This is a genomic window from Pseudarthrobacter sp. S6, assembly GCF_050156575.1.
Classification (GTDB): Bacteria; Actinomycetota; Actinomycetes; order Actinomycetales; family Micrococcaceae; genus Arthrobacter.
The window spans coordinates 2493888-2517247 of record NZ_CP189581.1 but is presented as its reverse complement, the minus strand read 5'-3'; the positions used below and the strand labels follow the sequence as shown (position 1 = coordinate 2517247).

General features: G+C 64.5%; 25 protein-coding genes and 2 pseudogenes. 17 read left to right on the top strand and 10 right to left on the bottom strand.

Annotated elements, in window-relative coordinates:
• Positions 1-16: 16 nt before the first annotated feature.
• Together ACQCS0_RS12035 and ACQCS0_RS12030 are read left to right on the top strand one after the other, a co-directional pair.
• A complete protein-coding gene (locus tag ACQCS0_RS12035) occupies positions 17-652 on the top strand; it encodes a TVP38/TMEM64 family protein (protein WP_354154835.1) in 636 nt (211 codons plus the stop codon).
• On the top strand, positions 645-1358 hold the full coding sequence (locus tag ACQCS0_RS12030) for a CDP-alcohol phosphatidyltransferase family protein (protein WP_354223954.1): 714 nt from the start codon (positions 645-647) through the stop codon (positions 1356-1358). The genes ACQCS0_RS12035 and ACQCS0_RS12030 overlap by 8 nt, the downstream gene beginning before the upstream one ends.
• On the opposite strand, the gene ACQCS0_RS12025 is transcribed toward ACQCS0_RS12030, so the two are convergent.
• Positions 1243-2682, bottom strand: a complete 1440-nt coding sequence (locus tag ACQCS0_RS12025; RefSeq protein WP_354154833.1) for an NAD(P)/FAD-dependent oxidoreductase — start codon at positions 2680-2682, stop codon at positions 1243-1245. The genes ACQCS0_RS12030 and ACQCS0_RS12025 overlap by 116 nt on opposite strands.
• Positions 2683-2708: 26 nt before the next feature.
• Between ACQCS0_RS12025 and ACQCS0_RS12020 the strand changes: the two genes are divergently transcribed.
• From ACQCS0_RS12020 to ACQCS0_RS11975, 10 genes and pseudogenes are all read left to right on the top strand, one after another.
• The gene (locus ACQCS0_RS12020; protein ID WP_354154832.1) at positions 2709-3437 is read left to right on the top strand and encodes a class I SAM-dependent methyltransferase; all 729 of its coding nucleotides are present in this window, start codon (positions 2709-2711) and stop codon (positions 3435-3437) included.
• Positions 3438-3591: 154 nt separating this feature from the next.
• On the top strand, positions 3592-4044 hold the full coding sequence (locus ACQCS0_RS12015; RefSeq protein ID WP_354154831.1) for a hypothetical protein: 453 nt from the start codon (positions 3592-3594) through the stop codon (positions 4042-4044).
• Positions 4041-4829 (top strand): Crp/Fnr family transcriptional regulator, encoded by a 789-nt coding sequence (locus tag ACQCS0_RS12010; protein ID WP_354154830.1) that lies wholly within the window; start codon positions 4041-4043, stop codon positions 4827-4829. Before ACQCS0_RS12015 ends, ACQCS0_RS12010 begins: the two co-directional genes overlap by 4 nt.
• The gene (locus ACQCS0_RS12005; RefSeq protein ID WP_354154829.1) at positions 4826-5125 is read left to right on the top strand and encodes a DUF427 domain-containing protein; all 300 of its coding nucleotides are present in this window, start codon (positions 4826-4828) and stop codon (positions 5123-5125) included. Before ACQCS0_RS12010 ends, ACQCS0_RS12005 begins: the two co-directional genes overlap by 4 nt.
• Before the next feature lie 80 nt (positions 5126-5205).
• Positions 5206-5754, top strand: coding sequence for a carboxymuconolactone decarboxylase family protein (locus tag ACQCS0_RS12000; RefSeq protein ID WP_354154828.1), 549 nt, complete (start codon positions 5206-5208; stop codon positions 5752-5754).
• A 72-nt stretch (positions 5755-5826) separates the two neighbouring features.
• Entirely contained in the window at positions 5827-7257 is a 1431-nt protein-coding gene (locus tag ACQCS0_RS11995) for a hypothetical protein (RefSeq protein WP_354154827.1), read from the top strand.
• Positions 7258-7738: 481 nt separating this feature from the next.
• The gene (locus tag ACQCS0_RS11990) at positions 7739-8458 is read left to right on the top strand and encodes an ATP-binding cassette domain-containing protein (protein WP_354223945.1); all 720 of its coding nucleotides are present in this window, start codon (positions 7739-7741) and stop codon (positions 8456-8458) included.
• A gap of 446 nt (positions 8459-8904) precedes the next feature.
• Positions 8905-9162, top strand: coding sequence for a metal-sensitive transcriptional regulator (locus ACQCS0_RS11985; protein ID WP_144662938.1), 258 nt, complete (start codon positions 8905-8907; stop codon positions 9160-9162).
• Between the two features lie 108 nt (positions 9163-9270).
• Positions 9271-9705 (top strand): DUF302 domain-containing protein, encoded by a 435-nt coding sequence (locus ACQCS0_RS11980; RefSeq protein WP_354154824.1) that lies wholly within the window; start codon positions 9271-9273, stop codon positions 9703-9705.
• A 155-nt stretch (positions 9706-9860) separates the two neighbouring features.
• Positions 9861-10071: pseudogene (locus ACQCS0_RS11975) on the top strand (hypothetical protein); the annotation flags it as partial.
• A gap of 426 nt (positions 10072-10497) precedes the next feature.
• On the opposite strand, the pseudogene ACQCS0_RS11970 reads toward ACQCS0_RS11975, so the two are convergent.
• A pseudogene (locus tag ACQCS0_RS11970) lies at positions 10498-10614 on the bottom strand (ABC transporter permease); the annotation flags it as partial.
• Between the two features lie 218 nt (positions 10615-10832).
• On the bottom strand, positions 10833-11732 hold the full coding sequence (locus tag ACQCS0_RS11965) for a LysR family transcriptional regulator (RefSeq protein WP_354154823.1): 900 nt from the start codon (positions 11730-11732) through the stop codon (positions 10833-10835).
• Positions 11733-12100: 368 nt separating this feature from the next.
• Between ACQCS0_RS11965 and ACQCS0_RS11960 the strand changes: the two genes are divergently transcribed.
• A complete protein-coding gene (locus tag ACQCS0_RS11960) occupies positions 12101-13429 on the top strand; it encodes an MFS transporter (RefSeq protein WP_354154822.1) in 1329 nt (442 codons plus the stop codon).
• 109 nt (positions 13430-13538) lie between these two features.
• Entirely contained in the window at positions 13539-13766 is a 228-nt protein-coding gene (locus tag ACQCS0_RS11955; RefSeq protein WP_354154821.1) for a hypothetical protein, read from the top strand.
• Positions 13767-13881: 115 nt separating this feature from the next.
• Here the strand turns inward: ACQCS0_RS11955 and ACQCS0_RS11950 are convergent, their stop codons facing one another.
• The gene (locus tag ACQCS0_RS11950; RefSeq protein WP_354154935.1) at positions 13882-15093 is read right to left on the bottom strand and encodes an IS4 family transposase; all 1212 of its coding nucleotides are present in this window, start codon (positions 15091-15093) and stop codon (positions 13882-13884) included.
• 279 nt (positions 15094-15372) lie between these two features.
• Here ACQCS0_RS11950 and nhaA point away from each other — a divergent pair, with 279 nt between their 5' ends.
• Entirely contained in the window at positions 15373-16716 is a 1344-nt protein-coding gene (gene nhaA / locus ACQCS0_RS11945; RefSeq protein WP_354154820.1) for a Na+/H+ antiporter NhaA, read from the top strand.
• Between the two features lie 79 nt (positions 16717-16795).
• Here the strand turns inward: nhaA and ACQCS0_RS11940 are convergent, their stop codons facing one another.
• Positions 16796-18316: a SulP family inorganic anion transporter gene (locus ACQCS0_RS11940; protein WP_354154819.1), complete on the bottom strand. Its 1521-nt coding sequence runs from the start codon at positions 18314-18316 to the stop codon at positions 16796-16798.
• 180 nt (positions 18317-18496) lie between these two features.
• Between ACQCS0_RS11940 and ACQCS0_RS11935 the strand changes: the two genes are divergently transcribed.
• Both ACQCS0_RS11935 and ACQCS0_RS11930 read left to right on the top strand, forming a co-directional pair.
• A complete protein-coding gene (locus ACQCS0_RS11935; RefSeq protein ID WP_354154818.1) occupies positions 18497-18880 on the top strand; it encodes a MerR family transcriptional regulator in 384 nt (127 codons plus the stop codon).
• 299 nt (positions 18881-19179) lie between these two features.
• Positions 19180-19455 carry a hypothetical protein gene (locus tag ACQCS0_RS11930; protein WP_426938422.1) on the top strand — a complete coding sequence of 92 codons (276 nt, stop codon included), beginning with the start codon at positions 19180-19182 and terminating at the stop codon, positions 19453-19455.
• A 74-nt stretch (positions 19456-19529) separates the two neighbouring features.
• On the opposite strand, the gene ACQCS0_RS11925 is transcribed toward ACQCS0_RS11930, so the two are convergent.
• The 5 genes from ACQCS0_RS11925 to ACQCS0_RS11905 all read right to left on the bottom strand — a co-directional run bounded on the left by ACQCS0_RS11925 (position 19530) and on the right by ACQCS0_RS11905 (position 23359).
• On the bottom strand, positions 19530-19994 hold the full coding sequence (locus ACQCS0_RS11925) for a DedA family protein (RefSeq protein ID WP_354154816.1): 465 nt from the start codon (positions 19992-19994) through the stop codon (positions 19530-19532).
• Positions 19995-20178: 184 nt separating this feature from the next.
• Positions 20179-20757: a hypothetical protein gene (locus ACQCS0_RS11920; protein ID WP_354154815.1), complete on the bottom strand. Its 579-nt coding sequence runs from the start codon at positions 20755-20757 to the stop codon at positions 20179-20181.
• Positions 20758-20761: 4 nt separating this feature from the next.
• Positions 20762-21730: an ABC transporter permease subunit gene (locus ACQCS0_RS11915; protein WP_354154814.1), complete on the bottom strand. Its 969-nt coding sequence runs from the start codon at positions 21728-21730 to the stop codon at positions 20762-20764.
• Positions 21723-22625, bottom strand: a complete 903-nt coding sequence (locus ACQCS0_RS11910; RefSeq protein WP_426938421.1) for an ABC transporter permease — start codon at positions 22623-22625, stop codon at positions 21723-21725. Before ACQCS0_RS11910 ends, ACQCS0_RS11915 begins: the two co-directional genes overlap by 8 nt.
• Complete coding sequence (locus ACQCS0_RS11905; RefSeq protein ID WP_426938420.1) at positions 22622-23359, bottom strand: ABC transporter ATP-binding protein; 738 nt, start codon at positions 23357-23359, stop codon at positions 22622-22624. The genes ACQCS0_RS11910 and ACQCS0_RS11905 overlap by 4 nt, the downstream gene beginning before the upstream one ends.
• Position 23360 lies beyond the last annotated feature (1 nt).

The following is a 23360-nucleotide window of genomic DNA, read 5'->3' as shown; positions in this document are numbered from 1 at the left end:
CAGCAGACGCAGGGCCGTGATTCGGCTCGGAATCCTGCTGGTTCTCGTCGTCGCCGCCGCCGTGGTGGCGCTGGTTGTTCCGCTTCCGCCGGTCGAGGACATCCGGAGCTATTTCGGAACCGCCGGTTGGTGGGGGCCAGCGGCTTTCATCCTGGGCTACGCCGTGCTGACGCTGGCGCCGGTGCCCAAAAACGTCCTCTCAGTAGCCGCGGGGCTGGTCTTTGGGTTCGCCGGCGGAATCGCCGTCGTCTTTATCGCCGCGATCCTAGGGTCCGTCGCCGCGTTCTGGCTGGGCCGCTGGCTGGGCCGGGAGGCGGTGGAGAAATTCACCGGGGCACGGGTGGAGAAAGTCGATGAGCTGCTACGGCGCCGCGGCCTGCCGGCCATGATCGGTGTCCGGCTGGTACCCGTGCTGCCGTTTACGGCCATCAACTATACCGCCGGGCTGACCTCCATCCGATGGTGGCCCTACTTCCTCGGGACCGCCATCGGCATCCTTCCGGGAACGGTGAGTTTCGTGACCCTGGGTGCGTTCGGCCTGCAGCCGGGATGGCAACTCAACCTTGCCCTCGTGGCACTCGGCATTCTCACGGTGGCCGGGCTGGCGGTCGCGGTCCGGCGACGCCGGAAGGGCAGGGCCACCGATGTTTGATGCCCGGTTGCGGCGGGTCATGGAGCCAGCTCTGGGGCGGGCCGCCGGCTGGCTGGACCGGCCGTGGATCACTCCGGACCGGCTGACGGGCCTGAACCTGGTTCTTGGCCTTGCCAGCGCGGTCCTTGCGGCGGTGCAATGGTGGCTGCCGGCCCTGGCCGCGTGGCTGCTCTGCCGGGTGGCCGACGGCCTCGACGGCCCCCTGGCCCGGCGCCGGAACGCCCGCGCGGGGACTGAAGACACCGGGCGGGGCGGATTCTGGGACATCTGCGCTGATTTCATCGTCTACGGCGCCACAGTGGTCGGCGTCGGGATCGGCGCGACAGAGGGCTTCGGTGCCCTGTGGCTGCCGTTCCTGCTGGTCCTTTTCGCCTACTACATCAACGGCACGGCGTTCCTGGCCTTCTCCTCCATCGCTGAAAAGACCGGCCGCCAGCTCCGGGACGGCCGGTCCTTGTCGTTCCTGGGCGGCCTGACTGAAGGCGCCGAGACCGTGGCCGTACACAGCTTGTGGCTGGTCTTGCCGGGTGCCGCCTGGGAAATCGCGGCTGTCTGGGCGCTTTTAGTGACCGCCAGCGGCGTCCAGCGGATCATCGCCGGCTACCGGTCCCTAGGCGAGGTACGGGCCGGTCCAGCCAGCGGCGCCGGAACCAGACCAGCCCCGCCATTGCCCCGCGCATGCTTGGCGACGCCAGACGCTCCCTGACGTCGGCGACGGCGGCAATCCACACCCCGTCCGAAAAGGTCGGGTAGGGGTGGGTCGTTCCGGCAATGTCCGAGGTGGTCATCCCTTTCTGGACGGCCAGGGTCAGTTCAGCGAGGGATTCCCCCGCCCGCGGGCCGACGATCGTGCCGCCCAGGATTTTTCCCCGCCGGTCCACGATCAGCCGGGTGAACCCGCCCGTCGTGTCCTCCGTGACGGCCCGATCGACATGGGTATGGCGGACAGTCCGGGCGCGGTGCTGCAGACCGCCGTCGGGGGTGGTGAGCCCGACGGCGGCCACCTCCGGGGAGGTGAACGTCACCCGCGGCACGGTGCCGCTGACCTGGCGTTTAAGCCCGAGCACCGCGTTCGACGCCGCCACAGACGCGTGGACTCCGGCCAGGTGGGTGAACTGGGGGTTCGCGGTCACATCTCCCGCCGCCCAGATGAGCGGGTTGGAGGTCATCATCCGGGTGTCCGTGATCACCTGGCCGTCCTTGTCCAGGCTTACCCCGACCCGCTCCAGTCCCAGACCCGCGGTCCGGGGCGTGCGCCCGGTGGCCAGCAGGACCGTGTCGGCGTCAACGGCGGCAGCGTCCCGAAGCAGGAGCCGGGATCCGGTGCCCGTGGCGACCGCGTTCTCGACGGTTGTGTTTTCCAGGAGGCGGACACCGTCGGATGCCAGGCTGTCCCGGACGAGGTCGACGGCGTCGGGATCTTCCTTAGGGAGGATCCGGGAGCGGACGATCATGGTGACCTCGGATCCGAGGCGGGCAAAGGCTTGTCCGAGTTCGCAGGCGATCGGGCCGCCGCCGACAATCGACAGCCGCCCCGGAAGCGTGGCGAGTTCCCAGATCGTGTCCGAGGTCACGGTAACCTCCGGGTCCAGGCCCGGGATGCCGGTGCTTACCGGGGCCCCACCGGTGGCGATCAGTGCCTGCCGGAAGCGGATCGTCCTGCCGTCCACCTCGGCCACCCCGGGGGAGCGGAACGTCAGAGCGCCCTTGATGACTTCAACTCCGGCGGCTTCGAGTGCGTCCGGGGAGTCGACGGGCTCGATCGTATCGATCGCGGCAAAGATGCGCTTCCGTACATCAGCGAATGCCGCGGGTCGGCCGGTCAGCGCGCGGGCTGTCGTGGCGTGTTCGGCTGCCGAGAGGAGGGTCTTGGACGGCACACATCCGGTCCACAGGCAGTCACCGCCGGTGCGGGCCTGTTCGACCAGCAGGGTTTGCGCTCCGAGCCCGGCCGCCGTTTTGGCGCCCACGATTCCCGCAGTTCCCCCGCCCACGACCAGCAGGTCAACGATCGGGTTCTCGACTGCCATGATGGACTCCTCGTAAGTGATGTTAAATGCCGGACAAAAGCGCCCGGCGGTGCGGTCTTCCGCGACCGTGCCGCTGCGGCGGATCGAACCAGAAGGAGACCACCATCCGCGATAAATACACGCTGTTCGCCCCGTTTTATGATCTGTTCTCGGGCGAATACCCTGTCTATCATGCCGGAAGGGTGCTCGGCATTGACGTTCTGGCCCCCACAACGGGCCAGCAGGTGCTGGACATCGGCTGCGGAACCGGGTTGAACTTTCCCCTGCTGCAGGAGCGCGTTGGTTCCTCCGGGACCATCGTCGGCATCGACCGCAGCGCCGAAATGCTCCACCAGGCGCGGCGCCGCGCCCAGGCCCACGGCTGGCAGAACGTGATCCTGCTCCAGGCCGACATGGTGCTGCTCGATCCCGGGACCGTCGCTGCCCGCATTGAAGAAAGCGGGGGAGCCGAGGTTTCTGATGCAGCCCTGGCGACCTATTCGTTGTCCCTGATGGGGGACTGGGAGCAGGCGTGGACGAACATGACGAGACTGCTGGGCACACAGGCGCGGGTCGGTGTTGTGGACCTGCAGGAACCGGAGGGATTGGCGAGTTGGTTGTCTCCACTGGCGCGGCTGGCCTGCGCGGTCGGCGGATCCGACATCACCGCCGCCCCTTGGCGGGCCGTGGAGGAACGGTGCGTCGACGTCGTCCGGGCTTCCGCGCGGGGCGGACACCTCCAGATCCGGGCCGGGAACTTGAGGCACGACAGATGAGGGTAGCCGCCGCGTTCACAGCCCGGTTCGCGGGGGCGCAATGCACCGCGCCCGCCATGAGTGTCTGCTGTGTAGTGCAGATTACTGAAGGGTGTCCCGGTCCAGTCATACCTTGAAGACATCAGCAAAACCTCTTCCATGGAAGGTCGCCGTCATGGCTTCTGCTTCAGCTCTTTCCCGCCCCACGTCAGCTACCGGCATTGGACGGCGCGTCCTCGCCGGGGTCGCCGGAGGTATTGCCGGCGGTATCGTCTTCGGCATGCTCATGGCCATGATGGACATGCTGCCCGTCATCGCGTCCATTGTCGGCTCCGCCTCGGCCGTGGTCGGGTTCGGCGTCCACCTGATGATTTCGGTGATGATCGGGCTCGGCCTGACGGTGCTGTTAGGCAACCGGTTTCTCACCGGGTACGGCCGCGGCGCCCTCGTCGGACTCGGCTACGGGGCCATCTGGTGGGTCCTGGGCCCGCTGATGATCATGCCGGTCATGATGGGCATGCCCCTTTTTACTGTTGATCTCACCGCGCTGATGAGCCTCATGGGCCACATGATCTATGGCGTTATTCTGGGAGTGGTGGCGGTCCGCGTCCTCAAGAGCCGGGCATGACCGATTCCTGCCGGGTCGATGTGGGGGCCACCGTCTCCGGAGACCTGCGACCGTGGGCCCCGCGGCAACGAGAGGCCGATCCCCTCATGGCAGGACCCACTGACCCGTTCAGTTGTTTGAATGAAGTTGATCTGTTCGCAGACCTCAGTGCGCAGGAGATCGAGGCCATGGACCTTATGGCTCCGGCCCGGCTGTTCCGCCGCGGCGAGCTGTTGTTCAGCCAAAGCCAGCCCGTCACGGCCCTTTTCATCCTCAAGTCCGGCCGGGTGCGTGTTTTCCGGGTGGCCGAGGATGGCAAGGCCCTGACCATGGCCATCCTGGAGCCGGGCGCGGTGTTCGGGGAAATGATGCTCGTGGGCCAGCGGATGTATGACAACTACGCCGAGGCCATCGAAGACGCGGCGATCTGCCAGCTCAGCGTGGAGGAGGTGGAACGGTTCCTGCTCTCGGATCCGCGCATCGCGATCCGGATCTCGCGGCTCCTGGGCGAACAGGTCGCCCGGCTCGAAGAACGCCTCACCGACCTGGCATTGCGGCCGCTCTCGGCCCAGGTGGCGTCCACCCTGCTCAAACTCGGCGATGCCGCGGGGCCGCCGCGCTTCGGGCAGGCCCGGACCATCCACCTGACCCACGAACAGCTCGCCGGCCTCCTCGGCGCCTCACGGGAAGCCACCAGCAAAATCATGGGTGACCTCACAGCCAAAAAAGCCATCCGTCAGGGCCGCGGACGCATCGTCATCCAGGACCGCGACGTCCTGCAAAAACTGGCTAGGAGCTCCTCATGATCACCGCCACGTTCCACGGCCAGGTGATCGCCCGCTCCGGGCAGACGGTGTATCTGGAAGGCAACCACTACTTCCCCGCAGAGTCGCTGGTGCCGGACACACTGGAAAACAGCTGGGTCCGCACCCTGTGCTTCTGGAAGGGTGTGGCCCGCTACCACCACGTCCGCGCCGGGGACCACAGGGCACCGAACGCCGCCTGGTCCTACCCGCGGCCGACACCCCTGGCCCGGATGATCAAAGGCCACGTCGCCTTCGCCCCCGGCGGGGGCGTCATCGTCAGCGACGACCATCCCTGAACGTGCCCCTGCGCGTCGGTTGGCTTCTTCCCCACCCACCGTTTTGTCCTGTCAGTCCCAAAAGATATGAGAGTTTCCGCATGCCACGCATTCCCGCCCACACCGTTGCCACAGCCCCCGAAGCGTCCCAAGGCAACGCACGGAAACTGGAGCAGAAAATGGGCAAGCTGCTCAATATCCACGCCGGGATGGCCCACTCGCCGGCCGTGATCGCCTCCTATATGGGGATGTCCGCCGCTATCGCCGAGCACGGCAGCTTTGACGCCCGCACCCGCGAAGCGATTGCCTTGGCCGTCGGAAACCAGAACGGCTGCGATTACTGCCAGGCCGCCCACACCCTCTCGGCACGCCGGGCAGGGCTGGACGATGAGCAGATCCTCGCGATCCGCGCCGGTGAAGTGGACTTCGACGACAAACTCGAAGCGATGTCCTCGGTTGCCCGTGAAGCCGCAGCCAGGACCGGGAACGTCTCCGACGCGACCTGGCAGGCCGCCCTGAACGCCGGCTGGAGCGCCGAGGAACTCTCGGAGGCGTTCGCCCACATCGCGGCCAACCTGTTCACCAACTATTTCAACCACTACGCCGGAACCGAACTGGACCTGCCGGCCGTCCCGGAACTGACCGCCTAAGACACCGCCCCGTTCCCGGCACCCTTTCCAGAGGAAGCGCCGATTAGCCTCACACCAGCACAGCAGGAGACCATGAAGATCGCAGCCCTCCTCCGGAGCGTCGAGCTCCTCACACGCCCGGTCCACCCGGAGAGCAGGGCTGCGATGGATCAGCGCTGGGCCGGGCTCCCCGGACACGTGAAGACCCCGGCGCAGCTGCTGGGACGAAGCGCCGTCGGCTGCGAAGGCACCCACGGCGTGTTCCCCAAATGCAATCTGACCTGCTCACCGTGCTACCACTCCGCGGACGCGAACAAAGTCCGGATCGACGGCGAACACACCGTCACGGCCGTCACACAACAAATGGAGTTCCTGCGCCGGGTCCGAGGCCCCCGCGCCCATGCCCAGCTGATCGGCGGAGAAGTCAGCCTGCTGCCGGCCAACGACCACGCTGCAGCACTGCAAGCCATGCACGCTAACGGCCGCGAACCCATGTCCATGACGCACGGCGATTTCGACTACGACTACCTCCTCAACGTCGTCCTGGACGATGAGGGCAGCCCCCGGTTCCGGAAAGTGTCCTTTGCCGCCCACTTCGATTCGCTGATGCGGGGACGTCGCGGGGCCGCACGCCCCCGTAACGAAGCCGAACTGAACCCGTTCCGTGCCCGGTTCGCGGAAATGTTCGTCGCCCTCAAACACGACCACGGCGTCAGCTCCTATATTGCCCACAACATGACCGTCACCCCCGCCAACATCGACCAGGTCGCCGGGGTGACCCACGCGGTGCTCGGCATGCAGTACGACATGCTCTCCTTCCAGCCGGCTGCTTACATAGGGGACGACCGGAGATGGTCCGCGGACTTCGAGGAAATCACCATCGACGCCGTATGGTCCCGCATCCAAGCAGGTGCCGGGCAACCCATTCCCTGGCAGGGAACCCAGTTCGGGGACACCCGGTGCAACCGGACCGCCGTCGCCCTCAGCACCGGATCGGTACTCACTCCACTGCTGGACCCGGACGATCCCCGGGACCTCGCCGCGCGCGACAGGCTCCTGAAACACCACGGCGGCATGTATTTCGGCGGCACCCCTGCGTGGATCGTCGGCACCAAAATCCTCCGGGCACTCCTGGCCCATCTGGACGACCTTCCCGTCGTCGTGTCCTTTGCCCGCCGCCTCGTGCGCCGGGCTGGCGGCCTGGGTACGGTGGCGTCCGCAGCCTGGAGCCGCCGGCTGTCGTTCAAAACGTTCGTGGTGCACAACTTCATGGACGCCGCCGATGTCGCACCGGCCTGGGCGCTAATGGAGCGCGGCGTGACCAGCGATGACCCGAAGATCCGGGAAACCCAGGAACGCCTCGGCTCGTGCATGTACGCGATGAGTCACCCCGAAACCGGGCGCCTGGTCCCGGCCTGCGTCCAGCATTCGACCCTGGACGCGGCAGAAAACGCCGGGCTGCGCAAAATGCTCCCTCTCCGCCCCGTCACACCGGTGGCCGCGGGCGGGGAGCCGCAGCCGTGAGAACAGCCAATACCCGGCGAAGAGGCCCCGCCGTAGACGATCACTACCCCGACAGGACCGGCACACCGCCCATAACTTTTACCCTCCGCGCCAGAAACATGCTCTCCGGTACGGCCGCGAACGCGGTCGCTGCGCTGGCCCTGGCTGACTGTGCCGCCCCACCGGGGGCGCAGACCGACTTCACAGGCTGGGACCAAGTCACCGCAGCTGCCCAGGGCCAGACCGTACGCCTGTGGATGGTACCCCCGCACCGCCGGACTTCACCGACTCCGTCTTCACCCGGCAGGTGCTTTGCAGCGTCTCCGGCGGATACACCAAGGTGCCGCTGGGCTTCGACCAGGCCTCATCGTCCAGGGCCGCTGGTGCGGCCGGGTCGTTGCCGCCGTCAGTACCCTTAGGATCCCTTTTCCGCACATCGTAGGGGCCGCGTCCGTCGGGTTGCTGCTCTCGGACTCCGGTCTGCTGTCCCGGCCGCCGTCTCGTGACGGCCCCCTCCGGCGGGCAAGCCCAGCGGGTGGCCATCGGCCGGGCCCTTGCCGCCCGGCCTGCCATCCTGCTCCTGGACGAGCCGTTCAGCGCCCTCGACCAGGAACTGCGCTCCAGCATGCACGAGCTGCTGGCACAGCTGCGGAAGAGGCTGGCCCCCACCATCCTCATGGTCAGCCATGACCGCGACGAAGCGGCCGCCGTCGCCGACCACATCGCGGTCCTCAGCCGATGCGGGCTGCTCCAGGACGACCGCGTCGACCTCTTATACTCCCGGCCCGCGTCCCTGGAAGTCCACCGGCTCATGGGCGGCACAAACGAAATCACAGGAACCGTACGGGGCGGAGTCCACTACTCGGCCCTGGGCGACCTTGACCTGCCCGCGGACACCGACTGGCCCGACGGCCCCGGCGTGATGGTCATCCGCCAGGAAAGCATCAGCATCCTGGACGATGCCAGGGGCCCCGCAGGGCACGGCGTACCCGCAATCGCGACGGATATGCGGGTGCTGGGACCCCGCCGGCTGGTCACCGTCGACGTGTCCGGCGTCACCCTCCAGACAGAGGCGCCTGGGGGTCGGCTGCTGGGCACCGGTGATGCCATTCGAATCACGATCCCGGTCTCCGCGCGGGCCCTCATCGCCGACCCGCCGGGCACTGGCGGACCCACCACGGGAGACACCGCCGCGGCAGTCATGGCCACCGGCAGAACGTGACTGACCGGCGCCCCGCGGTCGACGTCACCCATCATCCCGCCCTTGAACTGCCGGGGTAAGAAAACGAACACGAACATGAGGCATTGTCTGACACGGACCGTTGCCCTGGCAGCGGGGACCCTACTCACGCTCGGGCTGGCCGCCTGCGGCGCCGGTTCCTGTCCGACGGGAACGGGAAGTTCACCCTCCCCGGATGTGCATCGACTCGAACTCAGCGGCAGAGCGTACGTCAATGACCATGGTCCTGATGCTCGGCGACCCGGCTGCGCAAGGTCCTGACGCCAGAGCGCCAATGGCGGCGAAGGGGAAAAGGGAAGACCTGGGGGCCGCTCGAAGAGGTCGTTGGTGTATACCTCACTGAGTATTATAGATACCCCCGGCGGGTATGCAAAACACCCGAGGGGGTATATAATGAATGGCAAGATGCCCACTTTCTTGGAGACTTCATGCAACTCGATTCGACTGAACTGACCCCTGTGGTCAACCGCCTCAAGCGCGCGCAGGGCCAGCTCGCTGCTGTCACGCGCATGCTGGAGGAGGGGAAGGACTGCAAGGACATTGTCACGCAACTGGCTGCCGTTTCGAAGGCCCTGGACAGGGCCGGCTTCGCGATCATCGCCAGCGGGCTGGAGCAGTGCATCGTCCGCGAAGACACCACCATGGACAAAAAAGAACTGGAAAAGCTCTTCCTCTCCCTCGCCTGACAGGCAGGGACCCAAGACCCGGTGCCGGGGGAGTTTCCCCAAACTGTCCCGGCATGGCGACGGACTGGCCCGGACCCGAACATGTCACGACACATTAGGAGCAAACCGATGAGCTACACGCATACCGTTAACGTCCCGCTGTCCTGGGAGGACGCAGTCCAGCGCACGCGTGCGGTGCTCAGCGAACAGGGCTTTGGCATCCTTACTGAAATTGATGTCCGCTCCACTTTCGAGACCAAACTCGGGATCGACGCCGGGGATGCCGTCGGTGACTACATAATCCTCGGGGCCTGCAACCCCAAGCTGGCGAGCCGTGCCCTCGCAGCCGATCCGGCGCTCGGAGCATTACTGCCGTGCAATGTCGTTGTCCGGCGAGGCAAGGACGCGCGCGAAACCACCGTCGAAGCCATAGACCCACAAACCATGGTCCAGCTCAGCGACAGCCCCGTCGTCCGCGCCGTCGCGGACGACGCTGACGCCAGACTCCGCGAAGCCCTCCACAGGCTGACCGATGCTGCGGACGCAAGCCCAGCGGCCCTCTAAAACCGCCCCGACACCGTCCGCGCCGGGGATATCACTGTACCCGCCGCTGAACGTCGAACCGGCTGCGAAATCTTACGGTACGGGCCTAATGGCAATACCGTTTACTTAGGTGGCTTGGGTATTCGTTTGAGTGGCCAGCCTGACAACTTGCGTTTGCTAAGGCGCAGGCCGAGGAGAACATCCTCCGCACGCAGGTGCCGAATCTTGTGCCACGCAATCCATCGCCGAACTTTCCGGGAAGACGGAGTACTGGCCGGGCAACCAGGGCCGCCTTTCTGAGCTGGTGGTGATCCGCGAAGGGGAGCCCCACTATTCCTCGACTCCTGGGCGGAGATATGCGACCTGAACGGTGAACGCATCCGGGCGGTCATTGACCTCCGGTTCGGTGGGAGGCGGCTGAAAAGAGGTTCAGCGGGAAGCTGATCGAGGGTAAAGACCTTATGGTGCTCGGTGTAGGTAGTCAGCTTCGCGGATGCTGTGCATAAAGGACTGAGGCCGGCCCCATAGGGGTCGGCCTCAGTTTTCCCTCAGCAAATGGAAATCTGTCGTTCAGCCTCGTCGGTGCGGGAGTTATTGGTCCGGCGGGGATTTTCCCAGGAAATGTCCACGGCGGAGGCGGCCTGCTGTTGGATGGCCAACATGGACAATTCCAGCACGTCCTGGCCGCGGGTGGCTCCGGCGGGTGCGGCGTCGTCCTCCGTGAAGATGACCCTTACTTTCGGGTCGGCGGCAAGCAAGCAGGTTCACCACCGCATAGAAGAGGGCCATAACGATCACGAGTGCCTGCACCACGGGCAGATCCCTGTTGGTGACGGCGTCTATCAGCTGGAATCCGACGCCCGGGAAGCGGAAAAGGAACTCAACGATCACCACCCCTCCGATCGGCCAGGCGAGCTGTAATGCAATCACCTGGACAACCGGGCCGATGGCGTTCGGCAAGGCATGGCGCAGGATCACCACGCGCCAGCACCAGTGTCAGGACCGGAAGCGCCAACTGTACGGGGCTGCTCCAGACCTGTTCGCCCGGGATGAGGACGTACACGGCCGGGAAAAGATGGCGAAGTCCTGTTGACAGGAACAGCACGCGTTGGCGTGGTGCTTAAGCCCGCTAATGTTGCAGCCATCTGTTATCCGGGCCCCGGGGCTCCCATTGTTTGTCGGCAGGCGTCCCTGACTTTGGCGACGAGGGGTGAGTCGGTCATGTCGTTGCTGTAGATCAGGCTGACGCGGGAAATGGCGCGGGCGTCCTGGATGTCCAGGTAGGCAAGGCCGGGCATGGCGAAGGCGCGGAGGGATTCCGGGACAACTGCGATGCCCAGGTGGGCGGCCACCAGCCCGAGGATGGTTGGGAACTGGACGGCTTGCTGGGCGAGGTCGAAGTCGACGTCGGCAGCGTGAAGCAGTGCAGCGATGTGGTCGAAAAGCCGTGAGATCCGGTCCCGCGGGAAGGCAATGAACCTCTCCCCCTTCAGTTCTCCAAGCCCGACCGAGGTCCGTCGGGCCAGGGGGTGGCCTGTCGCGACCGCCACCACGAGGCGTTCGTTTTGCAGGAGCGTGGTGCTGAGGCCCGGCACGGTCCGGACTTCCCGGGCGATTCCGGCATCCAGCGCTCCGGCGGCAATGAGGTCAATCTGGGCGTCGGTGGTCTCCTCGCGGAGTTCGAGGTCGATGCCGGGCCATTGCGATCGGAGTTCCCGCACCACGGGCGGAAGAGCCGAGATGGCCGCCGATGAGACAAAACCGAGACGCAGACGCCCGATTTCGCCGTCCCGGGCCTGCCGGAGTGCCGCTGTCATGGTCCCGTACTGGCTGAGGACTTTACGGGCGTGTTTCAGGAGCAGCTCGCCGTCGGTGGTGAGCTGCACGTTGCGGGAGTTGCGCACGAACAGCTGGGCCTTGCATTCCTCTTCGAGTTTGCGGATCTGCTGGCTCAGCGGCGGCTGGGCCATATGCAGCCGTTCTGCGGCACGGTTAAAGTGCAGTTCTTCGGCCACTGCGACGAAAAGCTCCAGGCGACGAAGGTTCATACCAACAAGACTAAACGCATATTGATTCTCATCAAATAGATACTTCAGCAGACGGCGTTTCGGGTCTACCGTTGATCGTGAGAACAGTCACAGATCAACAACCACTAAGAGGTTCGAGAATGCCCGTGATGACCAAGCCCGCCAGCAGCTTCATCAACAGTAGTTGGGCTGACGGGACCCCCTGCCTCCCCGGAACACCGTGCAGGTTGCCCGGTTCAGAGGCGAAAAACGCATCGAGATCGATGCGGTCGCAGCCGTAACAGCCTGACCGGACCACACCCACGGATCTGTTGGGTTACCAACGTCGCTTTCCCTCATCCCAGATCGGAACCTCCATGCTTTCCCACGCACCAGCACCGGCGTCTCAGATGACCATCGATTCAGCACCGCTGAACTCCTTCCACAAACGCCTCACCCTCTTCAGCTCAGGAGGCCCGTTCCTCGACGGATACATCCTGGCCATCATCGGCATCGCCCTGGTCCAGATCATCCCGGCCTGGCAAATGAACGAATGGTGGAACGGACTCATCGGCGCATCCGCCCTGATCGGAGTCTTCCTCGGCGGCCTGATCTTCGGCAACATCACCGACAAAATCGGGCGCAAACTCATGTACACGATCGACCTCATGGCCATCATCGTGTTCTCTATCGCCCAGTTCTTCGTCCAGGACCCCTGGCAACTGTTCGTCCTGCGGCTGCTCATCGGCATCGCTGTCGGCGCCGACTACCCCATCGCGACGTCCCTGGTCGCCGAATTCGTGCCCAAAAACTGGCGCGCCCGGCTCCTCGGCGGCCTGAACGCCATGTGGTTCGTCGGCGCCACCGTCGCCGCTTTCGTCGGCTACTGGCTTCTCTCCGTCGAGGACGGATGGCGCTGGATGCTGCTCTCCTCCGCCGTTCCCGCCGTGCTGATCCTCATCGCCCGGGCCACCATCCCCGAGTCCCCGCACTGGCTCGTCGGCAAAGGCCGGCATCAGGAGGCACTGGAGATCCTGAAGAAGACCATCGGCGAGGGCGCCACCCTGGACGGCATCACCGCACACGACCCCAACGCGGCCAAGCTCAGCACCACCCAGGCCTTCAAACTGGTCCTGACCGGCGGCTACCTGCACCGGGTCATCTTCATCTCCATCTTCTGGACCTGCACCATCGTCACCCTGTTTTCCATCTACGCCTTCGGACCCCAGATCCTGGCCCTGTTCAACCTTCAGTCCGGCGACGAAGCCAACATCGGCTACGGCCTGATCAACCTCTTCTTCCTCGTCGGCAACGTCGTCGCCCTCCTCGTCGTGGACAAACTCGGCCGCCGGCCCGTCCTGATCTGGGGCTTCATCCTCTCCGGCGTCGGCCTGCTGTTCCTGGCGCTCTTCCCCACCGCACCCCTGGGCCTGATCGCACTGGCCTTCGCCTTCTACGCCATCTTCAACGGTGGCCCCTCGATCCTGGAATGGATCTACCCCAACGAGCTCTTCCCCACCAAAGTCCGGGCAACCGCCGTGGGACTGTGCACCGGCACCAGCCGCATCGGCGCCGCCATCGGCACCTTCGCCACCCCGCTGGCCCTGACCCACCTCGGGCTCTCCGGCACCATGTGGATCGCCGCCGGCATCGCACTACTCGGCGCAGCCGTCAGCTTCTTCATGGCCCCCGAAACCAAGGGCCAAAACCTCGAACAAGCAGCCGCCCTCCACCACTGACCCCACCAACCGCAGCGAGGCGGGAGCGGCTGTCCTTCCAAGGCCACGCCGCTCCCGCCCACGCGCGAGGTGAACCCACTGCATCCGCCTCCGAAAGAAAGCAAGAACCATGCGCCCGACAACCCTGACCCTGGACGTCAGCGGCCAAGACCCCGACACGATCCAAACCAACCTGACCGCCGCCGTCGACACCGCCATCACCCAGGCCATGGCAGTAGGCGGTCACGGAATCCTGGTCACCCAGCACGCCTACAACGACTTCACCGTCACCCTCCACCCCGACGTGCCGTACGGTCAAACACGCGAGGAACGACGGCTCGGCAACACCCCCGGATAGGCAACCCCACCGGGATACCAACCCAACAAGGAATGCCGATCCGCCACTGGGAAGCTGGCGCGACAGTCCCGGCTGCAGACCGTTTACTCGTCCACGACGCCACGAGACCGGCCCATCACCGGCTACACCATCCCCGCCTGGAAAAAGCCGGGCGCCCGGCGAGGGATCGCCGCGTGGCCCGGAGGGTGCGTGTGAAGGAGAACTGGAGGGGGTCTTCGTCGAATTCTGCGGCGACGGCGCCGATCAGGGACCGGATCGCGTAGTGCGCGCAGAGGTAGCCGTAGATTTCCTGGAGCACTCCGTCGGGTGTTTTGGAGCGCAGGACGATGTCGGGGCCGCGCTGGTGGGTTTTCAGTTCGTCGAAACTGGACTCAATTTCCCAGCGGCGGGCATAGAGGCCGGCCAGGTCCTTGGAGGAAGCAGCGGCCGGGTCCAGGATCGTGGTGATCAGCAGGAATTTGCTGACTTCCTCTCCGGTGGTGACCTCGTACTCAATCACCCGGACCGGGATCCCGTTCGTATCCTGGCGCCGGTCTTTGGTGGACGGATACACGGCCGACAGGTAGGATCCGTCCTCGAACTCCTCAAGCACGGGCAGCACGCTGTTGGCTTTCATCCGCCACAACAACGCCGCCCCCGTCGCGGCACTGTCCTTCCACGCCGTATAGGAGAAGAATCCGCGGTCGGCCATGGCCAGCATGTCCTCGGCCAGGTCCGCGAGGAGAGCCGGATACATGTCGTGTTCGGAGGTGTGATAGCCGGAGACCACCAACGAGGTGACCGCATGGGTGCCGCACTCCACCAGGCCCAGCACCCGTGCCTGCGGGAACGCGCTCTTGAACTCCGTCTTCGTCCCCGGCCGCCCGTACGCGCGCTCGTTCGCGGCGGTGTCGGCCAGATCCAGGGTGGTCCCGTCCACGGACATCAGCCGCCATTGCCTGTAGAACCCTGGACCGCCCGGGACCGCGAACGGCTTGGCGACCTCGGCGAACAACGCCACCATCACCGCGGACCCCAACCGGTTCCTCGCCTTGTAGATCCCTGCTTTCGTCGGCATCGTCCACTCACGGAACCGCCCCGTCAGCCACTCCATCCCGGCCAGCAACGACCGCATGACCTCCTCATACGAACCATTGGAAAACAACGCCAACGCCATCACGTAATAGACCATCAACCGCGACGGCAATAACCGATTCCGTTGCTCCAACGCCCCAGTACGCTCGACCACCGCGCCGACCACATCAGCCGGGAAGACCCGCGTCAACACGCCAAGAGAAACGTGGTCACTCAACCGCTCGGGACCCTCCGGGGCCACCGCGTTTGCCACGTTGGGAAGATCGCCGGAACGCACCGTCTGCAGTCCTCTGAGCAGCGCCAACGCAGCCAATGCCCTTTGCCCGGGATCCGCAGGCTCACCAAGGCTGCATACGGCACTGTGCCGATGATCAGGCAGGCGGGAAGTTGCCCCTTCCCTTCTCCATTGAGGGCTGCCAGCCCCAGGTACCGGGTTGGGCAATGGGAGGGGCAAAATGTGTAGACTTACTGGAGGTGAGCCGGGAAGTCTGGTCGGCACGTTCTTTGTCGCCCCAAAGTTTAGGACACCTTCATGAGTAAAAACCCTTCTGCTCCTCCGCGTTCCTCCGTTTTGGGACGGGGGAGCTACGGCGAAGTGCTGCGAATCGGTGAAATCCTGCGGAAGGAAACCGTTGGCGGGATCTTACTGGTCGCCGCAGCAGTCATTGCCCTGATCTGGGCCAATTCCCCGGTCTCCGATAGCTACTTCGCGTTGCGGGACTTCCGCCTCGGTTTTCAGCCCTGGCATCTGGAACTCAGCTTGGGGGCCTGGGCTTCAGACGGTTTGTTGGCGATCTTTTTCTTTCTTGTGGGGCTGGAACTCAAACGTGAGTTCGTGGCCGGAGACCTTCGCCAGTTCAGTAAATCCGTGGTGCCCATCGCAGCGGCTGTCGGCGGTGTAGCAGTTCCTGCCGTTATTTATGCGCTGATCAATCTGGCCAGTCCTGAGACCCTGCAGGGCTGGGCCATCCCTACGGCAACCGACATTGCTTTCGCAGTGGCTGTGCTGGCGATCATCGGGTCGCACCTGCCCAGTGCGCTGCGGATCTTCCTGCTGACTTTGGCCGTGGTCGATGACCTTCTGGCCATCAGCATCATCGCGGTGTTCTACTCCTCCGATATCCAGGCCGGGCCACTGCTGCTGGCCCTGCTTCCGCTGGCGGTTTACACGTTCCTGGCACAGAAGTACCGCCGGTTCTTTGGCACCAGAGCCGCCGCGGCGTGGGTAATCCTTCTCCCCGTGGGAGTAATCACCTGGGCGTTGGTGCATGCCTCCGGTATCCACGCCACCGTCGCCGGTGTACTCCTGGGGTTCGCCATCCCTGTCATCCGGTCCCAGGCCAGCGGCGGCCCCGCTGCCGGACCTGGCCTCTCCGAGATCTTCGAACACCGGTTCCGGCCTATTTCCGCCGGCATCGCAGTCCCGGTTTTCGCTTTCTTCGCCGCCGGTGTCGCCGTGGGTGGCTGGGACGGTCTGATCTCGGCTCTGACCGATCCTGTAGCCATCGGCATCATCGTGGCGTTGGTGCTGGGCAAACCAATCGGAATCCTGGGCACCACCTGGCTCCTCACCAAGGCCACCCGCGCGTCTCTGGACAAGTCCCTGAAGTGGATTGATGTATTCGGAGTCTCGCTTTTGGCCGGGATCGGCTTCACGGTTTCACTCCTCGTGGCCGAGCTGAGCTTCGGACAGGGCAGCGCCCACGATGACCACGCCAAGGTCGGAATCCTCGCCGCGTCGCTGCTGGCCGCCCTCCTGGCGGCGGCAGTACTGGTCACGCGGAACCGTCAGTACCGTGCCGTGCAGGCCGAAGAAGCCATCGATACAGACCAAGACGGCATCCCGGACGTTTACCAGGAAGACCGCCACCGGTGACCTGACCGATCCACACACCTGAAGGGTCCCCTGCCGCCTATGCGGTAGGGGATCCTCCGCGTAAGGGAGGGCGCGGGGGTCAGTGGCCGCCGAGTTTGCCTCCGAGGCGTTCACGCATCACGATGCTGGCATCGTTGAGGCCGACGATTTTCACGTCAATAGCGTGGTGGCGGTACTTCTCGGTGATCGCGTCCAGGGCCGCAATCGTGGACGCGTCCCAGAGATGGGAGGCGTGCATATCGATGATCACGTGTGCCGGGTCCAGAGCGTATTCGAACTGGGTGTAGAGGTCGTTCGAGGAGGCAAAGAACAGCTCTCCGTCCACCACATAGGTCGCGGTTTCGTGCCCGCCAACGGAGGTGACGGTGCGTTCGACTGTGACGAGGTGTGCGACCCTGCGGGCGAACAGCACCATCGCCACAAGGACACCGACGCCGACGCCGATGGCTAGGTTGTGGGTGGCGACGACCACGATGACAGTGGCGACCATGACTAGGGTTTCGCTCTTGGGCATCATCTTTAGCGTCCGGGGGCGGATGCTGTGCCAGTCGAAGGTGGCCCAGGAAACGAAGATCATGACCGCGACGAGGGCGGCCATCGGTATCACGGAGACGAAATCCCCGAGGGCGACGACAAGGATGAGCAGGAAAACGCCGGCGAGGAAGGTGGAAATCCGGGTGCGGGCGCCGGAGGCTTTGACGTTGATCATGGTCTGGCCGATCATCGCGCAGCCGCCCATGCCGCCGGTGAACCCGGTGACGATGTTTGCCACGCCCTGGCCCCAGGCCTCGCGGGTCTTGTGCGAGCGGGTATCGGTGACGTCATCGACGAGTTTGGCGGTCATCAGGGATTCGAGCAGACCCACGAATGCCATGGCGAGGGCGAAGGGGAAGATGATCTGCAGGGTCTCCAGGTTGATCGGGACGTTCGGGATGAACAGGGTCGGCAACGACTCGGGGAGCTCGCCCTTATCTCCCACAGTCGGGACAGCCACGGAGACGAAAACCGTGATGAGTGTGAGCACTACGATGGCGACCAGCGGGGCCGGCACAGCCTTGGTCAGCTTCGGCAGGCCGAACACGATCACGAGCGCCAACACAACGAGGGGGTAGACCAACCACGGAACATTTATGAGTTCGGGAACCTGGGACATGAAGATCAGGATGGCCAGGGCGTTGACGAAGCCCACCATCACCGAGCGGGGAATATAGCGCATCAGCTTTGTCACACCTGACAGACCGAGAACGATTTGGAAGACTCCGGCCAGGATGACGGCGGCGACGAAATAGTCCAGGCCGTGGGACTTCACCAGCGGCGCGATCACCAAAGCAATCGCACCGGTCGCCGCCGAGATCATGGCCGGACGGCCGCCGACGAAGGCAATCGTCACGGCCATGGTGAAGGAGGCAAAGAGCCCGATCCGCGGATCGACGCCGGCGATGATCGAGAAGGCGATCGCTTCAGGGATCAGTGCGAGGGCGACGACCAGTCCGGCGAGGACTTCGGTCTTGAGCCGGCGCGGGGACATCAGGGTGCCCCTCACGGATTGCAGCTGTTCGGGCGTGAAGGCCTGGGGGTCCCCGGCGGTTTTAACGGCCATTGCTGGCTCCGTTCATGGTCAGGAAGGCGCAGGGCAGCGTCTTCGCTTTTTCGAAGAATGAAGGGGCGCAGCGCCGCGCCGGGAGGAGGGGGATTACCTATAAAGGTCTCACCGCTCATCATAAACTCTAACTTAACGTGATGGTAAGGTTTGAATCGGATAAAGAACGGAGGTCCCCTGATGACAGCGAAAACCAACAGCAACACGATGCACATCGGTGAACTGGCAGAACGGACGGGCCTGTCCCTGCGGACCATTCGCCACTACGACGACGTCGGCCTGTTGCCGGCCACGGCACGGACCGACGGCGGCTTCCGGGTGTATTCGGAGGATGTTTTCGACCGTCTCATGATCATCAAGCAGATGAAGCCGCTGGGGTTCTCGTTGGAGGAAATGGCCGAAATCCTTGGTCTCCTGGCCCTAGGCCGGGCCACGGACTCACCGGAAGAAGCGCACGCCCGGCTCTCAGATTTCCTGGAAAAAGCGATTTATCAACGGGCCAAGATGGCCCGCAATCTGGCCCAGGCGGACGAGTTCATCCAGAGGCTCAGCGCACGGCCCTAGACAATATGAAGTGTGGTGCTGAACTTGCCCGTCCGGGCCGGCCATTATCGCCGGGCGGTCCCTCAGCGCCGGCTTGGTGTGATCCGTTTCCTGTCTCAGGAATGCGGCGCTGCGGGGCCTGATCCCCGGCGGTGATGTCCTTTATCCCGGACGGCAGGTGACGTTAGGGAGAAGTGTGAGGGGGCCGGGGCCTTCTGTTTCACAGAGGTCCGTGGGTTGCCATTGACGGCTCCCTTGGCCCGACGGCTCGTCGGGGGTGGAATGGTAGTGCCACATGTGAAGTTTGGGAGGTCCCGGCTATGTTTGAGCATACTTTCATCGGTCTGGATGTTCACGCGGTCAACGTCGTGGGCTATGCACTGAACCCGGCCACCGGCGAAATCAGCAACCGCACCATGCCCGCTGACCCGGCCATGGTGCTGGAGCGGGTCTTCGGGTTGATTGGTTTCCAAGGACACCGGCTGGCTGGGAGTTTCGCTTTGGAGTGGCGGCGCAGCGGGGCACTGACTGGTTCGGGCTTTGATCCTTTTTCGGACGTACCAGGCTGCCGCCGCGGCCGTGAGGACGGCCAGTAGTGCGATGGTTACTGTGGGTCCGAAGGTTTTGGCGGCCGTGAGGTAGGCGTTTCCGGCGAAGTATCCGGCAAGGACTACCGCGGCCCCCAGAGGGTGCCTCCGGCGATGTTGAAGGCCAGGAATCGGCGGTAGGGCATGTGGGATAGCCCGGCGAGGGCGGGCATGACGGCGCGGAAGAACGCGGTGAACCGGCCCAGGAACACAGCGGATCCTCCCTTGCGGGCGAGCAGGTCCCGTTCCCGGTCCAGCTGTGGCCGGCGTTTTTGGAGCAGGGGGATCTGTAGGATCCGGGACCCAAATTGGCGGCCGATCTGGTATCCGACGGTGTCTCCGATGATGGCTGCGGCGATGACGAGGAGCAGGATGAGCCAGAGTTGGAGATGGTGCTGGCTGGCCAAGACCCCGCCGAGGACTGCTGCGGTTTCACCGGGCAGGATGAATCCGATGAACAGGGCGTCTTCGGCGAAGACCAGGGCAGTAATGATCAGGTAGGCGGGCAGGGACCCGGCGTTGCGGATGGCATCGATGATCCAGGTCATGACGTGCGGTCCTGTTCTCGGGCCGCCGGACGGGTTGATCCTCCAGCGGCCGTCTGGCTCTGGCTCGGACTCTTCATGCGGATCTCCTGCGGGTTCGTATCGGTACTACCAGCATTGATGATGACGCCTGAGGGGATCCTGAGGCGTGGCCCTGCACCGTCGCGTGGCCCGGCAGTAGCCTGTGTCAGTCCAGTTTTTCGCCGGTGCCCTTGGCTTTCGTGGCGGTGGCGGTGGCTGGTGCCAGTCCGGGCGCGGCGGCCTCAACGCTGATTTGTACTTCGTTGGTTGAGGTGCGGTAGAGGCTGTATTTGTTTTCCGGGTAGTGCCCGGGGTCGTTGCCGTTGTCGAAATACACGGTGGCGGACGTGTCCGGGGCCAGGGTCAGTCCGTCCAGCTTCTGGTAGTAGGACTCCGTTTGTCCCGTGACTGAATCCCTCATGGTGTAGTACACCTCGATACTGCTGATCGGGGCGGGGGTGGAGTTGCTCAAAGTGAACTGGATCCGGTCCGGAATGGCGGCGTTGGTTTGCGGGTCGGTGTTGTCTTCGGCCTTGGCTTTGCTGATGGTGAGTCCCGGGGCGGTTCCGGTGGTGGCGATGGGGTTTTTGGTGACGGGCAGCACGGTGGCCGCCGGGGCTGTTGATGAAGGCTGGGCCGATGGTGTGGGGGCCCCGAGGGTCCCCTGCCAGATCAGGATCGCGGCCAGGGCGGCGACGACGACCAGTGCCAGGGGAAGAATTTTCTTGAGGGTGAGCGTCTTCATGGTTCTAGGCCTTTCGGAGGAGTTTGTCCCGGGTGCCGGCCAGGAGTGCTGCGGTGACGGCCGCGGAGAATCCGGCGAGGAGCCAGAGGCTGTGGTTGAACGTCCCTGCCCACACAAATGCAGGGCTCTGTTGGTTGAATTGGTTTTTGATGCCGAGCCAGGCGAAGAGGGGGCGTTCGTATTGTTTGGTCAGGGAGGTTTGTTCGATGAGGTCGCGGGCTGTTTCGTAGCCGGTGAAGTTGGCCATGACGGCGTGTTCGTGGGCTTTGTCGATCTGGAGGCTCGCGAAGAGGCCGCCGGGGATCTGGTTGTCCGGGTCCATGGTGTCGCCGATTTGCGGGATGATCAGGACCACCACGAGCCAGAGGACCAGGGCCAGGATCAGCCCGGTAGCCGGGGCCCGGGTGAGGGCGGCCAGGGCCAGCGCCGCGAGGGACCACAGGGTGAGGTAAATGGTGGTGTGGGCTGCAGCAATGAGCAGCCGGATGAGGTCTGTTCCCGTCAAGGGGGCGTTGCCGGCGATGAACAAAGTCGCGGTGATGACGGCGAACAGGGCAGTGGTGACGGCGATCCAGATGATCAAGGCGGCCAGGATTTTCCCGGCGGCGACGCTGTGCCTGCCAAGAGGGCGGGTGAAAAGCAGTTGCAGGGTCCCGTTGTTCTTCTCCTTGGCGATCAGTCCGTAGCCGAGGATTACGGCGAAGAGGCTCCCGACGATTTCCAGGTATTCCATGCCCGCACGGAGCATCTGTAGCGGGAAAAGGTCAGGCGGCGGCGCGGTCACGGCACTACCGCTGGCTCTAAGGGCCGCGAGATAGGTGTTGTAGTCGGCAGTTTTGGTCCGGAAGTCCGCGGCCGCGACGAGGACAGAGAGCACGACGACGACGGCCAGGAAGAGGATGAGCAGCCTTACGGAACGGTTGCGGGAGAGGTCCCGGAGTTCCTTCTGGCACAGCGTGATGAGGTTAGTCATGGATTTCCTTTCGCATGCTGGGCCGTCCGGTCATGACGATCGCGCCGATCCCGGCCGAGAGGAAGGCCAGGATCACCGTGATCCCGTCGGTTATGGTGCCGGTGGCTTGGGGGTCCTGGAGCAGGATTGCGGCGACGTGTTTGAAGTGCTCCCCGAGTGACAAGGGACCGGTGAGGGCCGCGGTGAGCGCAAAGATGCCGGTCTGCGGGGCCGTAGGCGGTGTCACGGGGTTCAGCAGAGAGACGGGGTGGACCGCGGTCCCGAGCAGCGGCAACACGAAGATAATGACGCTCCAGATCACGATGGGGATCAGCATTGCAGAGGTGTAACTGGATGCGTGGATCCCGCTGAGCATGCCCAGGGCCACGAAGAAGAGCAGGAAGAGCCATGCCACGCCAAAAAGTGCCGTGAGTCGGAGCAGCTGATCGGGTGCGGGGATGGTTCCGGTGACGGCGCTGATGCAGGCTGCGCTGATCAGTGCCGAGGTCCCCAGGACGGCGAGGAGTCCCAGGCTGATGCCGGCCATTTTCGCGGACAGGTAGCCGGCCGGGGACAAGCGCCGGGTCATGACCAGATCGACCGTCCGGGCACGCCGGTCCCGCATCGCGGACTGGACACCGATCACGATGGCCAGCAAGGCCCCGATCAGGAGGATGTAAATGACGGTGTTGCGGGCATAGTAGAGCGGCGGGACATTCCCGAACGGATTGGGCGCACTCGTGAGCCCCTGGCCGGCCGCTGAGTTGTATACCTCGGTGACGGTTGCCTTCGCGGCCGAGCCGATAAATGCCGAGGCGGCGGTCATCCCGATGAATACCATCATCAGCAGTTGGGGCAGGCGTTCACGGCCGGCGCTGCGCAGTTCGTGGCCGACGGTGGCTAACCAGGGATTCATGAGGGGGTGTCTGATTCGATGTGGAGGTAAATATCTTCAAGCGATGCCTGGTCCGGGAAAGCCTCCAGGGTGGCCGCGACGGAGTTCTGGTAGATCAGCCTTCCTGAGCTAAGGATCCCGATGCTGGTGCAGGTCTTGGTCACTTCTGCCAGCAGGTGGGTATTCATGAACACGGTCATTCCCACGGACTGGTTGAGGCCGATGATGATTTCCCGCAGTTTGGCCACACCCTGCGGGTCCAGCCCGGAGGTCGGCTCGTCCAGGAACAGAACCTTCGGTTCGTGCAGGATGGCCTGTGCGATCCCGGCGCGTTGACGCATCCCTTTGCTGAACGTGGACATCCGTTCCTGGCCGTGGCCGGTGAAGTCCACGGCAGCCAGTGCCGCCTCGATGCGGGCGGCGGGATCCGGTACCCCTGAGAGCCGGGCGAAGAACATCAGGTTCTCCGCCAGCGTGAGGTTGTCGTAGAACTGGACATTCTCCGGAAGGTAACCGATCGACCGGCGCACCCGGTCAGCGCCGGTGCTGACGTCGTGGCCCGCTATCCGTGCCGTGCCGGACGAGGCAGGCAGCAGCGTGGTCAGGATATTCACGGTCGTTGTCTTGCCCGCCCCGTTGTGTCCGAGCAGGCCGAAGATCTCGCCTCTGGGAACTTCGAGGCTCAGGGCCTCAAGGGCCTGTTTCGATCCGTAGGTCTTAGCCAGCGCACTGGTTTCGATTGCCATTTCCGTCATG

Bases quoted from the DNA above. Each gene is read 5' to 3' on its own strand.
- ACQCS0_RS12030 (WP_354223954.1), top strand. From the start codon at position 645: ATGTTTGATGCCCGGTTGCGGCGGGTCATGGAGCCAGCTCTGGGGCGG.
- ACQCS0_RS12025 (WP_354154833.1), bottom strand. From the start codon at position 2,682: ATGGCAGTCGAGAACCCGATCGTTGACCTGCTGGTCGTGGGCGGGGGA.
- ACQCS0_RS12020 (WP_354154832.1), top strand. From the start codon at position 2,709: ATGCCGGACAAAAGCGCCCGGCGGTGCGGTCTTCCGCGACCGTGCCGC.
- ACQCS0_RS12015 (WP_354154831.1), top strand. From the start codon at position 3,592: ATGGCTTCTGCTTCAGCTCTTTCCCGCCCCACGTCAGCTACCGGCATT.
- ACQCS0_RS12010 (WP_354154830.1), top strand. From the start codon at position 4,041: ATGACCGATTCCTGCCGGGTCGATGTGGGGGCCACCGTCTCCGGAGAC.
- ACQCS0_RS12005 (WP_354154829.1), top strand. From the start codon at position 4,826: ATGATCACCGCCACGTTCCACGGCCAGGTGATCGCCCGCTCCGGGCAG.
- ACQCS0_RS12000 (WP_354154828.1), top strand. From the start codon at position 5,206: ATGCCACGCATTCCCGCCCACACCGTTGCCACAGCCCCCGAAGCGTCC.
- ACQCS0_RS11995 (WP_354154827.1), top strand. From the start codon at position 5,827: ATGAAGATCGCAGCCCTCCTCCGGAGCGTCGAGCTCCTCACACGCCCG.
- ACQCS0_RS11985 (WP_144662938.1), top strand. From the start codon at position 8,905: ATGCAACTCGATTCGACTGAACTGACCCCTGTGGTCAACCGCCTCAAG.
- ACQCS0_RS11980 (WP_354154824.1), top strand. From the start codon at position 9,271: ATGAGCTACACGCATACCGTTAACGTCCCGCTGTCCTGGGAGGACGCA.
- ACQCS0_RS11965 (WP_354154823.1), bottom strand. From the start codon at position 11,732: ATGAACCTTCGTCGCCTGGAGCTTTTCGTCGCAGTGGCCGAAGAACTG.
- ACQCS0_RS11960 (WP_354154822.1), top strand. From the start codon at position 12,101: ATGACCATCGATTCAGCACCGCTGAACTCCTTCCACAAACGCCTCACC.
- ACQCS0_RS11955 (WP_354154821.1), top strand. From the start codon at position 13,539: ATGCGCCCGACAACCCTGACCCTGGACGTCAGCGGCCAAGACCCCGAC.
- nhaA (WP_354154820.1), top strand. From the start codon at position 15,373: ATGAGTAAAAACCCTTCTGCTCCTCCGCGTTCCTCCGTTTTGGGACGG.
- ACQCS0_RS11940 (WP_354154819.1), bottom strand. From the start codon at position 18,316: ATGGCCGTTAAAACCGCCGGGGACCCCCAGGCCTTCACGCCCGAACAG.
- ACQCS0_RS11935 (WP_354154818.1), top strand. From the start codon at position 18,497: ATGACAGCGAAAACCAACAGCAACACGATGCACATCGGTGAACTGGCA.
- ACQCS0_RS11930 (WP_426938422.1), top strand. From the start codon at position 19,180: ATGTTTGAGCATACTTTCATCGGTCTGGATGTTCACGCGGTCAACGTC.
- ACQCS0_RS11925 (WP_354154816.1), bottom strand. From the start codon at position 19,994: ATGACCTGGATCATCGATGCCATCCGCAACGCCGGGTCCCTGCCCGCC.
- ACQCS0_RS11920 (WP_354154815.1), bottom strand. From the start codon at position 20,757: ATGAAGACGCTCACCCTCAAGAAAATTCTTCCCCTGGCACTGGTCGTC.
- ACQCS0_RS11915 (WP_354154814.1), bottom strand. From the start codon at position 21,730: ATGACTAACCTCATCACGCTGTGCCAGAAGGAACTCCGGGACCTCTCC.
- ACQCS0_RS11910 (WP_426938421.1), bottom strand. From the start codon at position 22,625: ATGAATCCCTGGTTAGCCACCGTCGGCCACGAACTGCGCAGCGCCGGC.
- ACQCS0_RS11905 (WP_426938420.1), bottom strand. From the start codon at position 23,359: ATGACGGAAATGGCAATCGAAACCAGTGCGCTGGCTAAGACCTACGGA.